The following is a 20,868-nucleotide window of genomic DNA, read 5'->3' as shown; positions in this document are numbered from 1 at the left end:
GCCACCCGTCCATATTTCACAGAGACACTGTGAACAAGGAGGAACCGTGACCATTAAGGTCGGAATCAACGGATTCGGTCGTATCGGGCGCAATTTCCTGCGCGCCGCCATCCAGCAGAACGCGGACCTTGAGATCGTCGCAGTGAACGATCTCACCGACACCAAGACCCTCGCCCACCTGTTCAAGTACGACTCCACCACCGGTCGCTTCCCCGGTGAGGTCACCCACGACGACAGCTCCATCACCGTCGACGGCGACACCTTCAAGGTGTTCTCCGAGAAGGACCCGGCCAACATCCCGTGGGGCGAGGTCGGTGCGGATATCGTCATCGAGTCCACCGGCTTCTTCACCGACGCCACCAAGGCCAAGGCCCACATCGACGGCGGCGCCAAGAAGGTCATCATCTCGGCCCCGGCGAAGAACGAGGACGCCACGTTCGTGCTCGGCGTGAACCACGAGGACTACGACCCCGCCAAGCACCACATCGTCTCCAACGCGTCCTGCACCACCAACTGCCTGGCCCCCATGGCCAAGGTGCTGAACGACGAGATCGGCATCGTCAAGGGCCTGATGACCACCGTGCACGCGTACACCGGTGACCAGCGCCTGCTCGACGCCCCCCACTCGGACCTGCGTCGCGCCCGCGCCGCCGCCCTGAACATCATCCCCACCAAGACCGGCGCCGCCGCTGCCGTGGCCCTGGTCCTGCCGGAGCTGAAGGGCAAGTTCGACGGCTACGCCCTGCGCGTTCCCGTGCCCACCGGCTCGGTCACCGACCTCACCTTCGAGGCCTCCAAGGAGACCTCCGTGGAGGAGGTCAACGCCGCCATCAAGAAGGCCGCCGAGGGCCCCCTCAAGGGCATCCTGGCCTACTCCGAGGATCCGCTGGTCTCCAAGGACATCGAGGGCGACCCGCACTCCTCGATCTTCGACGGTCTCAGCACCAAGGTGATCGGCAACCAGGTCAAGGTCGTCTCCTGGTACGACAACGAGTGGGGCTACTCCTGCCGCACCGTGGACCTCGCCGTCCACATCGGCAAGTCCCTCTGAACCTGACGGTTCTCACGGAGCCCGTCCGGCGCCGCCCTGTGGGTGGAGCACCGGGCGGGCTCCGCTGTCATCACCACTCATCACTCTCCTGAAGGAGACGCAGTGCTCAAGACCATCGACTCCCTCGGAGATCTGCGCGGAAAGCGCGTGATCGTCCGAGCTGATCTGAACGTGCCGCTGGACGGCACCACCATCACCGACGACGGCCGCATCCGCGCCGCCGTCCCCACCCTGAAGCGCCTGCTGGACGCAGGCGCAAAGGTGGTCGTGATCTCCCACCTGGGCCGCCCCAAGGGCGCACCGCAGGAGAAGTACTCCCTCAAGCCCGTGGTCTCCCGCCTGGGTGAGCTGCTGGGTACCGAGGTGGCCTTCGCCACGGACACCGTGGGCGATTCTGCCCGCAGCACCGTGGAAGGCCTCGAGGAGGGTGGCATCGCCCTGCTGGAGAACCTGCGCTTCAACCCCGGGGAGACCGCGAAGGACGAGGCCGAGCGTCGCGTGTTCGCGCAGGCCATCGCAGACATGGGCGATGCCTACGTCTCCGACGGCTTCGGTGTGGTGCACCGCAAGCAGGCCTCCGTGTACGAGCTGGCCACCCTGCTGCCCTCGGCCGCCGGTGAGCTGGTGCTCAAGGAGGTCGAGTCCCTGCGCAAGGTGACCGACGAACCCGCACGCCCCTTCGTGGTGGTGCTCGGCGGCGCCAAGGTCGCCGACAAGCTCGCCGTGATCGACAACCTGCTCGGCAAGGCCGACCGCATCCTCATCGGCGGCGGCATGGCGTACACCTTCCAGAAGGCCAAGGGGTACGAGATCGGCCAGTCCCTGCTGGACGAGGAGAAGATCGACACCGTGCGCGAATACATGGAGCGCGCCGAGAAGCAGGGCGTCGAGCTGATCCTGCCGGTGGACAACGTGGTGGCCGCGGAGTTTTCCGCCGACGCCGAGCCCACCGTGGTCGGTGCCGACGGCATCCCCGCGGACCAGGAGGGCATGGACATCGGCCCGAAGACGGCCGAGCTGTTCGCCTCCAAGATCGAGGATGCGGCCACCGTGTTCTGGAACGGCCCCATGGGGGTCTTCGAGTTCGAGAAGTTCGCCGAGGGCACCAAGGCCGTGGCGAGGGCCATGTCCGAGGCCGAGGGCTTCACCGTGGTCGGCGGCGGCGACTCCGCCTCGGCCGTCCGCAACCTCGGATTCGACGAATCCGTGTTCTCGCACATCTCCACCGGCGGCGGTGCGAGCCTCGAGCTGATCGAGGGCAAGGAGCTGCCGGGCATCGCGATCCTCGAGGAGGGCACCAAGTGACCACCCGCACCCCGCTGATGGCGGGCAACTGGAAGATGAACCTGGACTGGAAGCAGGGCCTGTCCCTGGTGGAGGAGCTGGGCGAGGCCCTGCGCGAGGTCGACACCGAGGCCGTCGAGGCCGCCGTGCTGCCGCCCTTCGTGAACATCCGCACCGTCCAGACCGCCGTCGAGGCCAGCAAGCTGCCCATCGCCTACGGCGCCCAGGACATCTCCGCGCACGAGTCCGGCGCGTACACCGGGGAGATCTCCGGCAGCATGCTCACGGCGCTGGGCTGCACCTACGTGGCCGTGGGCCACTCGGAGCGCCGCGAGTACCACGGTGAGGACGAGCAGGTCACGGGCGCCAAGGTGAAGGCCGCCCTGGCGGTGGGCCTGTCCCCGATCCTGTGCGTGGGCGAGCCGCTGGAGGAGCGCAAGGCCGGCAAGCAGGTCGAGTACACCCTTGCGCAGCTCGAGGGCGGCATCGAGGGTCTCTCGGCCGATGAGGTCGCCAAGGTCGTCGTGGCCTACGAGCCCGTGTGGGCCATCGGCACCGGCGAGGTCGCCACCCCGGACGACGCCCAGGAGGTGTGCGCCGCCATCCGCGACCTGGTGCGCACCAAGCATGGGGACGCCACCGCCGAGGCCCTGCGGGTGCTGTACGGCGGCAGCGTGAAGTCCTCCAACGTGGCTGAGCTGATGACCAAGGAGGACGTCGACGGCGCCCTCGTGGGCGGCGCCTCGCTGAAGGCCGAGGAGTTCGCCAAGATCGTCGGCTACCAGGGCTGACCGCTGCCTGAGCGAGCACTGCTCGCATCACACGGGCCGGGCCTCTTCGGGGCCCGGTCCGTGGCGTATGCTGGATCGGTCCGCCCGCTCCCCGGAGCCACCCGAGAAGAAGGTTCTGTCCTCGTGGATCTGCCCCTGATCAAGCTCATCCTGCAGGTGCTGCTGGCCGTGACCAGCCTCCTGCTGGTCCTGCTGGTGCTGCTGCACAAGGGGCGCGGCGGCGGCCTGTCGGACATGTTCGGCGGAGGCGTGTCCTCCACCGCGAGCGCCTCCGGCGTCGCCGAGCGCAACCTGAACCGCCTCACTGTGGGCATGGCCCTGGCCTGGGGCGCCTGCTGCATCGGCCTGGGGATCATCGAGCGCGTGCTCTGACCCCCAGGCCTTCCTGAGAGGCCCGCTCAGAGGTCCTTCGCTGCGGCCTCATCGAGGTACCACACGGTGCTCTCCAGCCCCCGCACCGCTGAGGCGGGCGTGATCCACGGGTCGATCTGCCCGTGCGCGCGGGCCGCGGCCTCGGCCTTGTCCTTCCCCGCCGCCAGGAAGCCCACGTGCCGCGCGGAGTTCAGCACCGGCCAGGTGAGGGAGATGCGCTCGGCGGGAGGCTTGGGGGAGTCGTCCACACCCACCGCGCTGGCACCGGTCTCGCGCTGATCGGGGTGCTCCGGGAACAGGGATGCCACGTGCCCATCGGGGCCCATGCCCAGCCACAGCACGTCGAAGAACGCACGCCCGCGCGTGCGGAAGGGCTGGTCGCCGCCGGCCAGGTCGAGCTGCTGCCCGTACCAGGCGGCTCCCTCCTCGCGGGAGACGCCGTCCGCGGGGGAGGGCATCGGATGCACGTTCTTCTCGGGCATCCCCGCCTCAAGCAGCGGCACCAGCAGGCTTTCGCGCACCTGCCTCTCGTTGCGGTCCTCGGACTCGGGGTCGACGAAACGCTCATCGCCCCACCACACGTGCAGCCCCTCGATGTCGGCCGCCTTCTTCACCGCGGCCTGCAGGGCCTTCGGCAGGGCCGCGGCGGCCCTGGTGCCCACGCTGCCGCCGGTGACCACCAGGTGGGCGGTGCCCGTCTCCGCGAGGGCCGCGGCGAGATGACCGGCTGCATCCTCGGCGGCGGCCTCGGCGACGGCATCGGCGTCCGCGAGCACGCGATCGTGCGGATCGGGCTTGCCGCCGGCGTACACGGCGGCGTCCTCGATGCCGCTGAAGGCGTGGGCGAGCACCTCGCCGTACACCTCGTCCGGGTCCAGGCGCCGCAGCTCCTCGGCCAGCAGCTCGTTCAGCGAGCGGCGGGGCAGGGTGACGTGCTGCCCGGACTCATCGCCGGGCAGGCTCATCACGATGGCATCCTCGTCGCCGTTCTTGCCCGGGGTGCGCGCCAGGGAGATGGTGCCGTCGCCGCGGGTGAGATGCACACCCAGCACCCCGGAGCCGTCGGCCTCGCCCACGCCGGGGGCGGTGATCTCGACGTCGAGGTCCAGGGCCTGCTCGAGCCAGGCGGCCATCAGCACGACGGAGGGATCCTCCTCGTGGCCCACGACACGGATGCTCGAGGGCGTGGTGGCCGGGGGGATCTCGAACACGCTGGCCACCAGACCGCGCCAGTTGGTCAGCCGCGACCAGGCGAGGTCCGAGTCGCCGCTGGCGTACCCGCGGCGCAGCCGCTTGAGGGTGGCCAGCGGATCCTCACAGGAGGCGGCATCGGTGATGCGCCGCTGCGACATCGAGCCCAGCACGTCGTGGACGGGGGAGGAGGGGGCGCCGTCGGGCCACCAGGTGACGATCGGTGCGTCCGGCAGCAGCAGCGGCATGATCAGGGTGTCCAGGGAGTACAGGATCTCTCCGCGGGCACGCAGGATCACGATCTCCCCGGCCCCGGCGTCGCGGCCCACCCGCACCTCGGCGTCCAGGCCGCTGCTGTCGGCATCGGGCTCGGTGTCCACCACGATCACGCGCGCGGGGTGCTCGTGACTGGCGTGCACGGCGGCCTCGACCGGTCCGTCGACGTCCTCGCCGGTAGCGACGATGATGAGGGTGAGGACCCGGCCGATGGTGGTGGCGCCGAAGGTCTCCCGCATCTCCATCATCTTCTTCTCGACGGCCGATGCGGTGGTGTCGGTCAGGGTGGTGATCACGGTCGCCTCCAGGTGCGCCCGTCACGGGCGAGCATCTCGTGTGCGGTGTCGGGGCCCCAGGATCCGGGGCGGTAGGGGGCGGGCTTCATGTTCTCGGCCCAGTACTCGGTGATGGGGTCGAGGATCTTCCAGCTCAGCTCCACCTCCTTCTGACGGGGGAACAGCGGCGGATCGCCCAGGAGCATGTCCAGGATCAGCCGCTCGTACGCCTCCGGGGACTCCTCGGTGAAGTTCATGCCGTAGGCGAAGTCCATGGTCACATCCCTCACCTCCATCTGGGTGCCGGGCACCTTGGAGCCGAAGCGCATGGTCACGCCCTCGTCGGGCTGCACCCGGATCACGATCGCGTTCTGCCCCAGGTCCGCGGTGTCGGTGGAGCGGAACGGCAGGAACGGGGCACGCTTGAGGATCACCGCGATCTCCGTGACCCGGCGACCCAGCCGCTTGCCGGCCCGCAGGTAGAACGGCACCCCGGCCCACCGACGGGTGGCGATGTCCAGGCGGATCGCGGCGAAGGTCTCGGTGGTGGAGTCGGCGGGGATGCCGTCCTCCTCGAGGTAGGAGGCCACCTCCTCCCCGCCCTGCCAGCCGCCCACGTACTGTCCTCGGGCGGTGTGCGCGGCGAGGTCCTCCGGCAGCTCCACCGCGGAGAGCACCTTCTCCTTCTCCGCGCGCAGGTCCGAGGCGCGGAAGGAGACCGGCTCCTCCATGGCCGTCAGCGCCAGCAGCTGCAGCAGGTGGTTCTGGATCACGTCCCGGGCGGTGCCGATGCCGTCGTAGTAGCCGGCGCGGGAGCCGATGCCGATGTCCTCGGCCATGGTGATCTGCACGTGGTCCACGTACGTGGCGTTCCACACGGGCTCGAACATCTGGTTGGCGAACCGCAGCGCCAGGATGTTCTGCACCGTCTCCTTGCCCAGGTAGTGGTCGATGCGGAAGACGTCCTCCGGGCGGAACACCTTCTCCACCACGTCGTTGAGCTCGCGGGCCGATTCGAGGTCGTGCCCGAAGGGCTTCTCGATCACCACGCGGCGCCATGAGCCGTCCCGGGGCGTGTTCAGGCCCGAATCGGCCAGCTGCGAGCACACCTGAGGGAAGGCGCTCGGGGGGATCGACAGGTAGAAGGCGTGGTTGCCACCGGTGCCACGGGTGGCGTCCAGCTCGGAGACCACCTCGGTGAGCCGGTCGAAGGCGGCCTTGTCGTCGAACTCGCCGGTGACGAAGCGCAGGCCGCCCCGCAGCTGCTCGAACACACTGTCGGTGAACGGGGTGCGGGCGTGCTCGGAGACGCTCGTGCGGACGTACTCCTGGAAGTCCTCGTCCGTCCAGTCGCGGCGGCCGAAGCCCACCAGTCCGAAGCTGGGCGGCAGCAGTCCGCGGTGGGTGAGGTCGTAGATCGCCGGCAGCAGCTTCTTGCGCGCCAGGTCACCGGTGACGCCGAACATCACCATCGAGCTGGGCCCGGCGATCAGCGGGAGCCGCCGGTCGCGCGGATCGCGCAGCGGATTGCCCAGCGAGGGATCAGGGGAGTCGGTCACAGAAGGGTCCTTTCAGCATCGGGGCCACGGCAGGGCGGCCCGTCGGGCCACGGGCGGGGTGGCCCCCGGGGACCGCGCGAGGGCGAGCCGACAGGATCGGCGGCCCGCCCCCGCGGCGGGTGGGGTCAGCCACGGGTGTCGTCGATCGTCGCCGACACGGTGCTGAGCAGCTCCTCCCAGGACTTCTCGAACTTGTCGACGCCCTCGCGCTCCAACAGGGCGAACACGTCGGCCAGGTCCACCCCGGCATCCGCGATCCTCTCCAGCACCTGCTCGGCGCTCTCGGCCGACTCGGCCGACAGGGGTGCGCCCGGCTCGGAGTGGTCCGCGACGGCATCCAGGGTCGTGCCCGGCATGGTGTTCACGCAGGGATCGGCCACCAGGGAGTCCACGTAGAGGGTGTCGGGGTACTCGGGGTTCTTCACGCCGGTGGAGGCCCACAGGGGCCGCTGCACGTTGGCGCCCTTGGCCTTCAGCGCGGCGAAGCGCTCGGAGCCGAAGGCCTCGAGGTACTCCCCGAAGGCCGCCTGCGCGTTGGCCACACCGGCGGAACCGCGCATCACCGCGGCCTCCCCGCCCAGGTCCTCCAGGCGCTTGTCGATCTCCGTGTCCACGCGGGAGACGAAGAAGGAGGCCACGGAGTGGATGCGGGAGAGGTCGTGCCCGTTCTCGGCGGCCTGCTCGAGGCCGCTGAGGTACGCCTCGATCACCTCGAGGTAGCGGGCCACCGAGAAGATCAGCGTGACGTTGACGCTGATGCCCTTGGCCAGCGTGGCGGTGATGGCTGGCAGTCCCGCCTCGGTGGCGGGGATCTTGATCATCACGTTCTCGCGACCCACGATCCCGTGCAGGCGCTCGGCCTGCTCGATCGTGGCCTCGGTCTCGTGGGCGAGGCGGGGGGCCACCCCGATGGAGACACGGCCGTCGTAGCCGTCGGTGGACTCGTACAGCTCCTGGAGCAGATCGCACGCGGAGCGGACGTCGTCGGTGGTGACAGCCTCCACCACGGCCTCCACGTCCTTGCCCTCACCGGCGAGGCGCGCGATGTCCTCGTCGTACACGGACACCCCGGCTATCGCCGACTGGAAGATCGACGGATTGGTGGTCACACCCACGACGTTCCGGGTGGCGATGAGCTCGGCGAGGTCGCCGGAGGTCATCGCCTGCCGCGAGAGGTCGTCGAGCCAGATGGACACGCCGGCCTCGCTGAGGGACTGCGTGCGCGGGTTCTGCTGCTGATCGTTCATCATGCTCTCCTCAGGGCTCTCGGGGGCCGTCAGGACTGCGCGGCGGCCAGGGACTCGCGGGCGGCCGCGACGACCGCCTGCGTGGTCATGCCGTACTTCTCGAACATCACCGTGTGGGAGGCGGAGGCGCCGTAGGTCTCCACCGAGACGGCGCGGCCGGCGTCACCGAGGTAGCGGAACCAGGGCATCGCGATGCCGGCCTCGACCGATACGCGGGCGAGCACGCCCGTGGGCAGGACGGACTCGCGGTAGGACTCGTCCTGCGCGTCGAACCACTCGAACGACGGAACCGACACCAGACGGGTGGGAACGCCGTCGGCCTCCAGCTGCTTCTGGGCCTCGGCCGCGATCTGCACCTCCGAGCCGGTCGCCAGCAGGATCACCTGCGGCTCGCCGTCCGAGGCGTCCTTCATCACGTAGGCACCGCGCGAGAGGTTCTCCGCACCGGCGTACTCCTCGCGATCGAAGGTGGGCACGGCCTGACGGGTGAGGATCAGGCCCACCGGGCCGTCGCGGTGCTCGAGCGTGGCCTTCCACGCAGCAGCGGTCTCGTTGGCGTCGGCCGGCCGCACGATGCTCAGGCCGGGGATGGCGCGCAGCGCGGCGAGATGCTCGACCGGCTGGTGGGTGGGTCCGTCCTCGCCCAGTCCGATGGAGTCGTGGGTCCACACGTAGATGCTGGGCACCCCCATCAGCGAGGCCAGGCGCACCGATGCCCGCATGTAGTCCGAGAACTGCAGGAAGGTGCCGCCGTAGGCGCGCGTGAGGCCACCGATGGTGATGCCCGAGAGGATCGCGCCCATGGCGTGCTCGCGGATGCCGAAGTGCAGGGTGCGGCCGTAGGGGGTGCCGGTGAACTCCTCCGTGGAGTGCTCCTCGGGGATGAAGGACGGCTCACCGTCCATGGTGGTGTTGTTCGAGCCGGCCAGGTCGGCCGAGCCGCCCCACAGCTCCGGAAGCACGTCGGCCAGGGCCGAGAGGATGGTGCCGGAGGCGGCGCGGGTGGCCACGCCCTTCTCGTCCGCCTGGAAGGCGGGCACGGCCTCGGCCCAGCCCTCGGGCAGCTCCTGCTTGCTCAGTCGGTCGAAGAGCTCGGCGCGCTCGGGGTTGGCCTCGCGCCAGTCCTTCAGGCTCTCCTCCCACCGGCGGCGCTGCTCGGCGCCCCGCTCGACCAGCTCGCGGGTGCGGGCCAGGACGTCCTCGCCCACCTCGAAGTCCTGCTCGGGGTCGAAGCCCAGCAGCTCCTTCACGGCGGCGACGGCCTCGCCGCCCAGCTTCGCGCCGTGCACCTTGTGGGAGCCCTTCAGGCCGGGGGTGGGCCAGCCGATGATGGTGCGCAGGTCGATGAAGGAGGGCTTGTCGGTGACCTTCTGCGCCTCCTCGATCGCGTGCTTCAGGGCAGCGACATCCTCGACGTACTCGGTGCCGCCGTTCGTCCAGTCGACCGTCTGCACGTGCCAGCCGAGCGCCTCGTAGCGGGCGGCGGTGTCCTCCGTGAAGGCGATGTCGGTGTGGCCCTCGATGGAGATGTCGTTGTCGTCCCACAGCACGATCAGGTTGCCCAGCTGCTGGGTGCCGGCCAGGGAGGAGGCCTCGTTGGAGATGCCCTCCTGCATGTCGCCGTCGGAAGCGATCACGTACACGAAGTGGTCGAAGGGGCTCTGCCCGGGCCCGGCGTCCGGGTCGAACAGGCCGCGCTCGCGGCGCTGCGCCATCGCCATGCCGACGGCGGTGGCGATGCCCTGGCCCAGCGGGCCGGTGGTGGTCTCGATGCCGTCGGTGTGGTGGTACTCCGGGTGGCCCGGGGTCTTGGACTCGTAGGTGCGAAGCGCCTTGATGTCCTCCAGCTCCAGGCCGAAGCCGCCCAGGTACAGCTGGATGTACTGGGTCAGGCTCGAGTGGCCGGCGGAGAGCACGAACTTGTCGCGGCCCAGCCAGCGGGTGTCCGCCGGGTCGTGCCGCATGACGTCCTGGTACAGCAGGTAGGCGGCCGGGGCCAGGCTCATGGCGGTGCCGGGGTGGCCGTTGCCCACCTTCTCGACCGCGTCGGCGGCGAGGATGCGGGCGGTGTCCACCGCGCGTCGGTCGAGCTCGGTCCAGCCCTCGGGTGCCTTGCACGTGTCCGTCACGGGGATTCCTTTCGTCGGGGGAGCGGTGCCCGGTGGGGGGCCGCTCAGGTCGACTGCCGCGAGCGAGGGGCGCGGCACACCCTCCTAGCCTAGTCGCGTGCGACGGCGACGCCACGGGGTGCCCGTAGTTGCCGGACCGCCCGGGTGCGCGGTCTCACCCGTCCGCATCCAGGTGCCTGCGCGGCGCACCGCATACACTGGCAAGAACGCACTCCGGCGGGACCATCGAACGGGACCAGCAGCCGGGACCACGAGGAAGGACGGTGGGCGGTGACCGCCACCCAGGGCACGTCTCCGATCCGGGGCGGGAACCAGCACGAGGGCGAGGCCCGCTCGCGCCGCGACGGCCGGGGTGGCCCCACCGGTGGCGACAACGGGACGGTTCGCGCTGATAGGCCTGATCGCTCGGCGGCCTCCGTGGTCCGGGCGTATGTGGCGCTGACCAAGCCGCGGATCATCGAGCTGCTGCTGATCACCACCATCCCCACCATGTTCCTGGCCGCGGGCGGGTTCCCCTCGCCGTGGCTGATCCTGGCCACCGTGGTGGGCGGCTACCTCGCCGCCGGCGGTGCCAACGCGCTGAACATGTACCTGGACCGGGACATCGACGCGCAGATGAAGCGCACCCGCAACCGGCCGCTGGTCACCGGTGAGATCGCACCGCGCCACGGCCTGATCTTCGGGATCGTCCTCTCGATCGTCTCGACCGTGTGGCTGGGCGTGCTGGTGAACTGGATGTCCGCGGCCCTGGCCCTGGCCGCGATCCTGCTGTACGTCGTGTTCTACACGATGATCCTCAAGCGCCGCACCAGCCAGAACATCGTGTGGGGCGGGGTGGCCGGCTGCATGCCGGTGCTGATCGGCTGGTCCGCCGTGACCGGGTCCGTCTCCTGGACCGCGGTGCTGCTGTTCGCCGTGATCTTCTTCTGGACCCCTCCGCACTACTGGCCGCTGGCCGAGAAGTTCTCCAAGGACTACGCCGAGGCGGGGGTGCCGATGCTGCCGGTGGTGGCCTCCCGCTCCACGGTGGCCGGCCAGATGGTCATGCACACCGCGCTGATGGTCCTGGCCAGCCTGGCGATCATCCCGCTGGGCCACACCGGCTGGGTGTACGGCGTCAGCGCCGTGCTGCTGGGCGGTTGGTTCGGCTTCCTGGTGCTGCGCTACGCCCACCGCGTCCGCAACGGCGCCAGCGGCAAGAAGCTCGCCCCCATGAAGGTGTTCCACGCCTCCATCACCTACCTCTCGCTGCTGTTCATCGCGCTGGCGATCGACCCGTTCGTCCACCTGTGAGGGACGGCCGGCGGTGAGGGACGGCGATCGCCGGATCCTCGAGCAGTACCTGAGCCACCTGCGCATCGAGCGCGGGCTGGCCGCCAACACGGTGGCCGCCTACCGGCGCGACCTCACCCGGTACCTCGCGCACCTGGAATCGCGGGGCATCGACCCGCTCGCGGTGCAGCCCGGCCAGCTGTCCGAGTGGCTGCAGGCCCTACGATCCGGGGCCGACGGGGGGACGGCGCTGTCGGCGGCCAGCGCAGCCCGCTCCCTGGCCGCTGTTCGCGGACTGCACGGCTTCCTGGACTCCGAACGGGTCTCCACCGCCGGCGATCCCACCCGGCTTATGCCCGCACCGGCGCGGCCCAGCAGGCTCCCGCACCCTCTGCCCATCGACCAGGTGCTGCGCCTGCTGGAGGCAGCCGGACGCCCCGGCACCGGCCGGCTCGCCACCGAGAGGGCCCTGCGCGACCGGGCCCTCCTGGAACTGCTGTACGGCATCGGTGCCCGTATCTCCGAGGCCACCGGACTGGACGTGGACGACGTGGACCGCGAGCAGCGCTCCGTGCTGCTGCGCGGCAAGGGGGACAAGCACCGCACGGTCCCCGTGGGCCGGTACGCGCTGGAGGCGCTGGACGCCTACCTCACGCGCGGCAGGCCCGCCCTCGCCTCCCGGGGCCGCGGCACCCCCGCCGTGTTCCTGGGCTCCCGTGGCACCCGGCTGACCCGTCAGGCCGCATGGCAGGTGGTGCAGCGCGCTGCACGCGATGCCGAGCTGGACGAGCAGATCAGCCCCCACACGCTGAGGCACTCCTATGCGACCCACCTGCTGCACGGTGGGGCCGACGTGCGCGCCGTGCAGGAGCTGCTGGGCCACGCCTCGGTGACCACCACCCAGCTGTACACCCAGGTGACCGTGGATTCACTGCGCGAGATCCACGCCACGGCCCACCCCCGCGCCCGCCGTAGCGGCGGCCGCGCTGAGCCCCCCGGAGCGCCGTCCGGTTCCGCGGGTCCGTGAGTAGACTGGCCCGGCATCACCCGGGTTCCGACCCGCAGCAGACGACCGCTCGACGACAGGAACAGCCACAGTGAGCCCGACCGCGAACCAGCAGCTCGACATCGATCTCGGCCCCACCGGCCGGCCGATGCCCGAGCTGCCGCAGCCAGAGCCCCTGGACGGCCACGGACCTGCTCGCATCATCTCGATGGTGAACCAGAAGGGCGGGGTCGGGAAGACCACCAGTGTGATCAACCTGGGCGCCGCGCTCGCGGAGCTGGGCCGCAAGGTGCTGCTGGTGGACCTGGATCCGCAGGGCGCCCTCAGCGCCGGCACCGGGATCAACTCCTTCGACCTCGACGTCACCGTCTACAACCTGCTGATGGACCGCAGCCACGACATCCGCGAGGTCATCCACACCACCGACACCGAGAACCTCGACGTGCTGCCGGCCAACATCGACCTCTCCGCCGCCGAGGTGCAGCTGGTCAACGAGGTGGCGCGCGAGATGGCGCTGGCTCGCGTGCTCCGCCCGGTCGCGGACGAGTACGACGTCATCATCATCGACTGCCAGCCCTCCCTGGGCCTGCTCACCATCAACGCACTGGCCGCCAGCCACGGCGTGATCATCCCGCTGGAGGCGGAGTACTTCGCGCTGCGCGGTGTCGCCCTGCTGGTGGAGACCATCGAGAAGGTCCAGGACCGCATCAACCCCCGCCTCGAGGTCGACGGGATCCTCATCACCATGTTCGATCCCCGCACGCTGCACTCCCGCGAGGTGTGCCAGCGGGTGGTCGAGGCCTTCCCCGACAAGGTCTTCCACACCACCATCACCCGCACCGTGAAGTTCCCCGACGCCTCCGTGGCGGCCGAGCCGATCATCTCCTACGCCTCCTCCACCAAGGGGGCCGACGCCTACCGCCAGCTCGCCCGCGAGCTGATCTCCCGCGGCGCCGCGGCCTGAGCGCGCCAGCGATGGCTAATCGCCCCTCGTCGTCCTCCCGTCGCGGTGCGCCCGCCTCGGGCTCGCGCCGCCGCAGCGCCTTCACCCCGCCCCGCGCCGTGCGCCTGCGCGATGACCAGGGGCGCCCGCGCGCCGGGAGCGCTGCGCAGTCGACGCGCAGCGGCGCCGACGACACCCCGGCCGATGCCCCGCCGGCCCAGTACGCCCAGGACGGCGAACGGCTGCAGAAGGTACTGGCCCGCGCCGGATTCGGTTCCCGTCGCGCCTGCGAGGCGCTGATCTCCTCCGGCCGGGTCACGGTGGACGGCAAGACGGTGCACACCCAGGGCGTGCGCATCGATCCCGCCCGGCAGGTCGTCCATGTGGACGGCAGGCGGCTCCAGCTGGACGAGGGCAAGACCACCGTGGTGCTGCACAAGCCCCGCAAGGTGGTCTCGGCGATGAGCGACCCGGAGGGCCGCCGGGACCTCAGCGAGTTCGCCGACCAGTACTCCCAGCGGCTGTACCACGTGGGCCGTCTGGACTACGAGACCGAGGGGCTGCTGCTGCTGACCAACGACGGCGAGCTCGCCCACCGCCTCACCCATCCCAGCTTCGAGATCGAGAAGACCTACGTGTGCCGCTTCCACGCTCCCGGAGGGCCGCCGCGGTCCCTGGTGCGCAGCCTGCGCGACGGCGTGGAGCTGGAGGACGGCCCCGCCCGCGCCGACAAGGCGCGCGTGCTCGCCCAGGACGGCCGCGAAGCCGTCGTCGAGGTGACGCTCCACGAGGGCCGCAACCGCATCGTGCGCCGCATGTTCGCCTCCCAGGGCTTCGAGCTCACCCGGTTGGTGCGCACCCGCATCGGACCGGTGCTGCTGGGGGACCTGGCGCCGGGGCAGATGCGTGAGCTCACCGACCGCGAGCTGGGAACCCTGATGGCGGAAGTGGGCCTGTGATGAGCCCGGTGACCACCCTGGTTCCCTCGCCCGTGAGGATCATCGGCACCGGACTGATCGGCGGATCGCTGGGCATGGCCCTCGGCCGCGCCGGCGTGAGCGTGCAGGTGGAGGACGTCTCCCCGGGCACCACCGCACTGGCCGTCGAGCTCGGCGTCGGCACCCGTGCCACCGAGGCCGATCCGGACCCCGCCCTGGTGCTGGTGGCGGCCCCACCGGACGTCACCGCCGAGGTGACCGCCCGGGCACTGCGGACCTGGCCCGAGGCACTGGTGGCCGATGTGGCCAGCGTCAAGGCGACGGTGCTGGAGGCCCTGCGGCCGCTCGTGGGCACCGAGCAGCTCACCCGCTACATCGGCACCCACCCGATGGCCGGGCGCGAGGTCTCCGGCGTGATCGCCGCGCGCGGCGACCTGTTCCGCGGCCGCCCTTTCGTGATCGTTCCGCACGAGACCACCCGGCCCGAGGCCACCACGGCCATGAAGGGCCTGGCCACCGAGCTGGGCTCGGTGCCGGTCGTGATGGATGCGGCCGCGCACGATCTGGCCGTCGCCCACGTCTCCCATGTCCCCCAGGTGCTCTCCAGCCTGCTGGCGACCACGCTGCTCTCGCCCACGGAGAACGCCCTGGCACTGGCCGGACAGGGCCTGCGCGACACCACGCGCATCGCGGATTCCGATCCCCGCCTGTGGGTCGAGATCCTCGGCGCCAACGCCCAGGCCGTGGCCCAGGTGCTGGGCAGCGCCAGGGATCGGCTCGACGGGGTGATCGGCGCGCTCGAGTCCCTGGCGGGGGATCCGGATCCCGCCATCGGCTCCCGGCGGGCGCTCGCGGACCTGGTGGCCGACGGCAACCGCGGGGTGCGCCGCATCCCCGGCAAGCACGGCGGGGCCGGGGACGACTTCGGCACGCTCACCGTGCTGGTGCCCGACCGCCCCGGGGAGCTGGCCCGTCTGCTCACCGAGATCGGTGACATCGGCGTGAACCTGGAGGACCTGCGGCTGGAGCACACCCTGGGGCAGCGGGTGGGTCTCGCGCACCTGGCCGTGGCGGCGGCCCGTGAGGACCTGCTCACCCGGGAGCTCGCCGAGCGGGGCTGGACCGTGGCCGAGGGCTGAGCGAGCCGTATCCTGAACGGATGCAGACGAGCACTTCTTCCGGCGTGACCATCGCCATCGACGGCCCGGCCGGTTCCGGCAAGTCCACGGTGTCCCGCCGGGTGGCCGAGGTCCTCGAGGGAGGCATCCTGGACACCGGCGCCATGTATCGCGCCGTGGCCTGGGCCTGCCTGGAGGGCGGCGTGGACCTCGCCGACCGCGAAGCCGTCGCCGCCGTGGCCGAGACGCTCGAGCTGGAGCTGGGCACCGACCCGGCCGGAGCCACCGTGGTGGTGGCCGGCACCGACATCACCGGCGAGATACGCACCGAGCGCATCTCCACCCAGGTGAGCGCCGTGGCCACCAACACCCTGGTGCGCGCGATCCTGCAGCGCCGGCAGCGGGAGCTGATGCTGGCCACCGCCGCCGAGCGCGGCAGTTGCGTGGCCGAGGGCCGCGACATCACCACCGTGGTCGCCCCCGATGCCGATGTACGGGTGCTGCTCTCGGCGAGCGAGGACGAGCGCATGCGACGTCGTGCCGCCGAGCTCTCCTTGGACGAGACCGAGGAGACCCGTGCGCGCATGAGCGACCAGGTGCTGCGCCGCGACCGCGACGACGCCACCGTCTCCGAGTTCTTCACCGCCGCCGACGGCGTCACCTCCATCGACACCACCGGCCTCGGCATCGATGACGTGGTGGTGCGGATCCTGGCCCTGGTGGACCGGGTCGAGGAGCAGCAGGCCGCCCGCGCGGAGGCCGCCGCTGTGTCCGGCGCCCGGGGCGAATCAGCCGCCGAGGCCGAGGCGGCTCGCGGGGGCGCCGGGAGCACCGATCCGCACGGTCACCGCTCAAGCCCCTCCGACGAGGACATCGCCACGGCGCTGCGCGCGGGCCTGCAGGACTTCGAGCTGGACGAGGAGGACCTCGCCCTGCTGGACGCCGGCGAGGAGGAGCTCCCTGCCGGCACCCCCTCGCGCAACCTGCCCGTGGTGGCCGTGGTGGGCCGCCCTAACGTCGGCAAGTCCACCCTGGTCAACCGCATCCTGGGGCGTCGGGAGGCCGTGGTCGAGGACGTGCCCGGCGTGACCCGGGACCGGGTGTTCTACGAGGCCGAATGGGCTGGGCGCGACTTCTGGCTGGTGGACACCGGCGGCTGGGAGGAGAAGGTCGAGGGCATCGCCCTGTCCGTGGCCCAGCAGGCCGAGATCGCCGTCGAACTGGCGGACGTGGTCATGTTCGTGGTGGACGCCAACGTGGGAATCACCACCACCGACGAGCAGATGCTGAAGGTGCTGCGGCGCACCGAGCGACCTGTGGTGCTGGTGGCCAACAAGGTCGACGACCAGCGCGGCGAGCTGGAGGCCGCAGCGCTGTGGAACCTGGGGATGGGGGAGCCGTACCCGGTCTCGGCCCTGCACGGGCGGGGCTCCGGGGACCTGCTGGACGCGGTGCTGGCCGTGCTGCCCCTGGAGGGCCGCGGGCAGCCCGTGGACCACGGTCCCCGCCGGGTCGCACTGGTCGGGCGCCCCAACGTGGGCAAGTCCTCCCTGCTGAACCGCCTGGCGGGGGAGACCCGCGTGGTGGTGGACGACGTGGCCGGCACCACCCGCGACCCCGTGGACGAGAAGATCACCCTGGGCGGCCGGGAGTGGACGTTCGTGGACACCGCCGGGATCCGTCGGCGGGCGCTGCAGTCCCAGGGAGCTGACTACTACGCCTCGCTGCGCACCCGCGCCGCTCTGGACCGGGCAGAGGTGGCGGTGGTGCTGCTGGAGGCATCCGAGCCCATCTCCACCCAGGACCTCAAGATCATCGACATGGTGCTGGAGTCCGGCCGGGCGCTGGTGCTGGCCTTCAACAAGTGGGACCTGCTGGACGAGGAGCGCCGCACGCAGCTCGAGCGGGAGATCGAGCGGGACCTCGCGCACGTGGCCTGGGCACCGCGCGTGAACCTCTCGGCCCTCACCGGCCGCCACGCGGATCGCCTGGTCCCCGCGCTGGAGACGGCGCTGGACTCCTGGGACACCCGCATCCCCACGGGCCGGCTCAACGCGTTCCTGGGAACCCTGGTGGCGGCCCACCCGCACCCCCTGCGGGGAGGGAAGCAGCCCCGGATCCTGTTCGCCACGCAGGCCCGCACCCGCCCGCCACGGTTCGTCATCTTCGCCTCCGGCTTCCTGGAGCACGGGTACCGCAGATTCATCGAACGGCGTCTGCGCGAGGACTTCGAGTTCACCGGTTCGCCCATCGTCATCGGCGTGCGGATCCGAGAGAAGCGCAAGCGCTAAACAGCCAGTAGGGTGGCCCCATGAGCAACCCCGGTGACAACGGCTCCTGGAACCAGAGCAACGACCCCTACGGCCAGTCCTCGGCGTCGGATCCCTACGGTCAGCCGGGTCAGCCCTCGGCGTCGGATCCCTACGCTCAGCCGGTCGACCCCTCGTCGACTGACAGCACCGCTGAACCCCCGGGGAAGTGATGACCTACCAGCCCGCGCAGGCCTCACTGGATCGCGGTTCCGTCCAGACCAACGCGATCATCCTGATCGTGGTCGGCCTCATGTGCGGAGGGATGATCCCCTCGATCTTCGGGATCATCGCCCTCACCCAGATGGACACCGACATCGACTCCGCCCGGCGCATGAACCGGTACGGATGGATCTCCGCGGCGATCCTCGCGGGCCTCGCGATCCTGGCGATCCTGCTGTACATCGTGGTGTTCGTCCTGATCATGGGTGCCGCATTCCTGCCGTTCATCTTCGGCGCCTGAGATGCCCACTCCTGAGTTCGTGCTGGAACTGCGCAGGCACATCGGCACCGCACCGCTGTGGATGAGCGGCGTGACCGCGATCGTGACGGATGCAGATCAGGACCGGGTGCTGCTGGTGCGCAGGGCCGACAACGGGGCCTGGACCCCCGTCACCGGCATCATCGATCCGGGGGAGGAGCCCGCCTCCGCTGCCGCCAGGGAAGCGCGCGAGGAGGCCGGGGTCGAGACCCGCATGGTGCGCCTGGTGGACGTTCGAACCCTGCCGGAGATCACGTACGACAACGGCGATCGCGCCATCTACCTGGATCTATGCTTCCTGGCCGAGCACATCGCCGGTGATCCCCACCCCGCCGACGACGAGAACACCGAGGCGCGCTGGTTCCGGCTCGATGACCTGCCTCCGCTGAACGCCCGTTTCCGTGAGCAGATCGCCACCGCACTCTCCGGTGAGCTCGAGGCGAGGTTCCGACAGTGACGCCGGCAGCTGCGGCAGGCGCGCCGACTCCCGGGACGACCGTGGCGCTGCCCCTGGGGACACCCCGCGGGGACCAGGCCCTGATCCGGCTGCTGGCGGTGCCGCGGCGAGATCTGACGCGGGCCGGTGGACTGGCGGTCCCACTGCAGCCGTTCGCCGACGCCCTCCTGGTCGAAGTGTCCGTCGACGGTCGGGTGGTGCTGCCCGGCGCCTGGGTGGAGCCCGCAGTGCTCCAGCACGGGCAGCCCGCCCCGCGCAGCCAGGTGGTCCCGCAGGACCTGCGATTCCCCGCAGTGGTGGCTGGGAACGGCGCCTCGGCCGCACTGCACTGGGGGGAGACCATCTGGCCCCTGCCCTTCGACGACACCGTGGCCATCCCGGCCGCGTGCCGGGCCGGGACCCACTCCGCAGCCCAGCTGCGCCGTCTGGCGCTGGTGGCCGCCGGGCGTCGCCAGGAGGTGGCCCTGACCCTGTGGCGCGATCCCGGTTTCGAGGTGCCCTGGCAGGACGTGCGCCTGGTGCCGCACGCCCGCTGGTGGTTCGAGATGGCGGATGTGCCCGCCACCGCCACCTACGCCGACGCCGCGCGGCTGCAGGGGATCGGCTGAGACCGCACTCCGCCTCACAGCCAGAAGAGGCTCTGATCCGGGGTCAATGGCAGCAGCCGCTCTCCTCGGATCCGGCACCCTCCCCGGTGGGTGTCCCGAACCCCAGCGGCAGTGGCCCCGCCGCTGCCACCGCTGCCTCGCCCATGGCGCTGAGACGGCACGCGCACGAGGCAGTCACAGGGACGTCCGCCTGGGCCCGCACAATCCCCAGGCGCCGCCCCACCACGGAGGCCAGCTCGTGCTTCCCCAGGCGGGTGAGGCATTCGTGGTAGCCGTGCAGGCTCCACACGTTGTCCGGATGCAGGTTCGCGCGCGGGATGGTCGGCTCGTACCCCAGGTCCTCCCGATAGACCTGCTCGGCCTCCTCGAGGCGGTCCTGCTCCATCAGCAGCGCCGCCAGGGCGTGCCGGGTGGGCTGCATCCATGACCACGGCTCGTCGTAGGGGAGGGCATCGTCGAGCTCGACGCTGCGACGCAGGTGGGCGAAGGCCGACTCGACCTCCCCGGCGCGGTAGTCGATCTCCCCGTCGAGCATCGCGGAGGCGACCTGCAGGATGTCCTGGCAGGTGTTGTTGAAGACCGTGCGCGAGGCGGGCACTCGCTCGACCGCGGCGCGGAAGAGCTCCCGCTGCGCACGGGCCTGGTCGACGTCCCCGAGCGCCGCGTGGGCCACTCCCTTGGCGTAGTGCATCACCGCGGTGGTGGTGCAGAACAGCTGCTGGTCCTCCGGCAACGGCTCGTCGATGATCTCCTGCCAGCGGCCGAAGCGGATCAGCGCGTGCATCGTCATCGGGAAGAACCCCTCGAGCCAATCCGCCATCGGCGGGGACTGGACCCGCAGCAGCTCCGGGGGAAGCGTCGCCTCCAGTCGCCGCCCCGCGTCGACCGCCACCTCGCTCTGCCCCAGGAACATCGCCCCGTACATCACGAAGTGGAGGTTGTGGGCGCGGTACAGGCTGTAGAAGTTGAGCGGGCCGCGCTCGGCGAGGTAGCGCTCGTCAGCCTCGACAGCGAGCTCGTTGGTCTCGATGACGCGTCGGTAGTCGCCGCACAGCACGTCGATGTGCGTGGGCATGTGCACGAGGTGCCCGCCGTCGGGCACCACCTGCCGCGACCAGTCCGCCACCCACAGGGCCGATTCCGGGGTGGGGGACATCTCCATCAGATGCACCGCGAAGTGCAGCAGACCGGGGTGCCGCCGTGCCTCGGGCACAGCGAGCGCCTGCTCGATGTGCTCCTTCGCCTCCAGGGTGGGCACACCCTCCACGGGATCCCCGGTGCGCAGGTCCCACAGCTGCCAGGGCCGCACCCCCAGCAGCGCGTCCACCAGTATCGCCACCACGTCCAGATCCTGCGGATAGGAGGCCTGCAGCTCGCGGCAGGCCTCCGCGTACCGAGCACCCACTGCTCCTGCCATCCCTCGACAGTGGGCGGGTGGCCGAGGGGAAGCGGTGGGGGAGCGCGCGGATGATCGCCTGCTCGACCGGCGGGGCGGTCTCGATCAGTTCGAGCGCGCGGCGGCTGTGCTCGGCCGCGTGGACGAGGCAGCGAGCGAGGTCCT

The 20,868-nt window shown here is 70.8% G+C and carries 19 protein-coding genes; 14 read left to right on the top strand and 5 right to left on the bottom strand.

Annotation, left to right across the window (positions count from 1 at the left end):
* The first annotated feature begins 46 nt into the window (after positions 1-46).
* The 4 genes from gap to secG all read left to right on the top strand — a co-directional run bounded on the left by gap (position 47) and on the right by secG (position 3,498).
* A complete protein-coding gene (gene gap / locus IOE58_RS12315) occupies positions 47-1,051 on the top strand; it encodes a type I glyceraldehyde-3-phosphate dehydrogenase (RefSeq protein ID WP_193866670.1) in 1,005 nt (334 codons plus the stop codon).
* A 102-nt stretch (positions 1,052-1,153) separates the two neighbouring features.
* The gene (locus IOE58_RS12310; RefSeq protein ID WP_193866669.1) at positions 1,154-2,356 is read left to right on the top strand and encodes a phosphoglycerate kinase; all 1,203 of its coding nucleotides are present in this window, start codon (positions 1,154-1,156) and stop codon (positions 2,354-2,356) included.
* A complete protein-coding gene (tpiA, locus tag IOE58_RS12305) occupies positions 2,353-3,126 on the top strand; it encodes a triose-phosphate isomerase (RefSeq protein ID WP_193866668.1) in 774 nt (257 codons plus the stop codon). The genes IOE58_RS12310 and tpiA overlap by 4 nt, the downstream gene beginning before the upstream one ends.
* Positions 3,127-3,249: 123 nt before the next feature.
* Entirely contained in the window at positions 3,250-3,498 is a 249-nt protein-coding gene (secG, locus tag IOE58_RS12300) for a preprotein translocase subunit SecG (RefSeq protein WP_431831708.1), read from the top strand.
* A gap of 26 nt (positions 3,499-3,524) precedes the next feature.
* Here secG and pgl read toward each other — a convergent pair whose 3' ends face one another.
* The 4 genes from pgl to tkt all read right to left on the bottom strand — a co-directional run bounded on the left by pgl (position 3,525) and on the right by tkt (position 10,175).
* Entirely contained in the window at positions 3,525-5,261 is a 1,737-nt protein-coding gene (pgl, locus tag IOE58_RS12295) for a 6-phosphogluconolactonase (RefSeq protein ID WP_193866667.1), read from the bottom strand.
* A complete protein-coding gene (gene zwf, locus IOE58_RS12290) occupies positions 5,258-6,799 on the bottom strand; it encodes a glucose-6-phosphate dehydrogenase (protein ID WP_193866666.1) in 1,542 nt (513 codons plus the stop codon). Before zwf ends, pgl begins: the two co-directional genes overlap by 4 nt.
* A gap of 125 nt (positions 6,800-6,924) precedes the next feature.
* Positions 6,925-8,046, bottom strand: coding sequence for a transaldolase (tal, locus tag IOE58_RS12285; RefSeq protein ID WP_193866665.1), 1,122 nt, complete (start codon positions 8,044-8,046; stop codon positions 6,925-6,927).
* Between the two features lie 29 nt (positions 8,047-8,075).
* On the bottom strand, positions 8,076-10,175 hold the full coding sequence (tkt, locus tag IOE58_RS12280) for a transketolase (RefSeq protein ID WP_193866664.1): 2,100 nt from the start codon (positions 10,173-10,175) through the stop codon (positions 8,076-8,078).
* A gap of 270 nt (positions 10,176-10,445) precedes the next feature.
* Here tkt and IOE58_RS12275 point away from each other — a divergent pair, with 270 nt between their 5' ends.
* The 10 genes from IOE58_RS12275 to IOE58_RS12230 all read left to right on the top strand — a co-directional run bounded on the left by IOE58_RS12275 (position 10,446) and on the right by IOE58_RS12230 (position 19,307).
* Positions 10,446-11,468 (top strand): heme o synthase, encoded by a 1,023-nt coding sequence (locus IOE58_RS12275; RefSeq protein ID WP_348981978.1) that lies wholly within the window; start codon positions 10,446-10,448, stop codon positions 11,466-11,468.
* Between the two features lie 13 nt (positions 11,469-11,481).
* Positions 11,482-12,474, top strand: coding sequence for a tyrosine recombinase (locus IOE58_RS12270; RefSeq protein WP_193866663.1), 993 nt, complete (start codon positions 11,482-11,484; stop codon positions 12,472-12,474).
* Positions 12,475-12,544: 70 nt separating this feature from the next.
* A complete protein-coding gene (locus IOE58_RS12265) occupies positions 12,545-13,417 on the top strand; it encodes a ParA family protein (RefSeq protein WP_431831707.1) in 873 nt (290 codons plus the stop codon).
* An 11-nt stretch (positions 13,418-13,428) separates the two neighbouring features.
* On the top strand, positions 13,429-14,355 hold the full coding sequence (locus IOE58_RS12260) for a pseudouridine synthase (RefSeq protein WP_193866662.1): 927 nt from the start codon (positions 13,429-13,431) through the stop codon (positions 14,353-14,355).
* Complete coding sequence (locus tag IOE58_RS12255) at positions 14,355-15,473, top strand: prephenate dehydrogenase (RefSeq protein ID WP_193866661.1); 1,119 nt, start codon at positions 14,355-14,357, stop codon at positions 15,471-15,473. Before IOE58_RS12260 ends, IOE58_RS12255 begins: the two co-directional genes overlap by 1 nt.
* A 20-nt stretch (positions 15,474-15,493) precedes the next feature.
* A complete protein-coding gene (gene der, locus IOE58_RS12250) occupies positions 15,494-17,743 on the top strand; it encodes a bifunctional cytidylate kinase/GTPase Der (protein WP_193866660.1) in 2,250 nt (749 codons plus the stop codon).
* Positions 17,744-17,763: 20 nt separating this feature from the next.
* Entirely contained in the window at positions 17,764-17,934 is a 171-nt protein-coding gene (locus tag IOE58_RS12245; protein ID WP_193866659.1) for a hypothetical protein, read from the top strand.
* Positions 17,934-18,224 carry a hypothetical protein gene (locus tag IOE58_RS12240; RefSeq protein ID WP_193866658.1) on the top strand — a complete coding sequence of 97 codons (291 nt, stop codon included), beginning with the start codon at positions 17,934-17,936 and terminating at the stop codon, positions 18,222-18,224. Before IOE58_RS12245 ends, IOE58_RS12240 begins: the two co-directional genes overlap by 1 nt.
* A 1-nt stretch (position 18,225) precedes the next feature.
* Positions 18,226-18,699, top strand: coding sequence for an NUDIX hydrolase (locus IOE58_RS12235; RefSeq protein WP_193866657.1), 474 nt, complete (start codon positions 18,226-18,228; stop codon positions 18,697-18,699).
* Positions 18,700-18,740: 41 nt separating this feature from the next.
* A complete protein-coding gene (locus IOE58_RS12230) occupies positions 18,741-19,307 on the top strand; it encodes a hypothetical protein (RefSeq protein ID WP_348981977.1) in 567 nt (188 codons plus the stop codon).
* Between the two features lie 43 nt (positions 19,308-19,350).
* Here IOE58_RS12230 and IOE58_RS12225 read toward each other — a convergent pair whose 3' ends face one another.
* The gene (locus IOE58_RS12225) at positions 19,351-20,724 is read right to left on the bottom strand and encodes a tetratricopeptide repeat protein (RefSeq protein WP_228019976.1); all 1,374 of its coding nucleotides are present in this window, start codon (positions 20,722-20,724) and stop codon (positions 19,351-19,353) included.
* Between the last annotated feature and the right edge of the window lie 144 nt (positions 20,725-20,868).

Source organism: Brachybacterium epidermidis (assembly GCF_015209585.1).
Taxonomy (GTDB): domain Bacteria; phylum Actinomycetota; class Actinomycetes; order Actinomycetales; family Dermabacteraceae; genus Brachybacterium; species Brachybacterium epidermidis.
The sequence above is the reverse complement of the archived record's forward strand: the minus strand, read 5'-3'. Positions and strand labels throughout refer to the sequence as shown.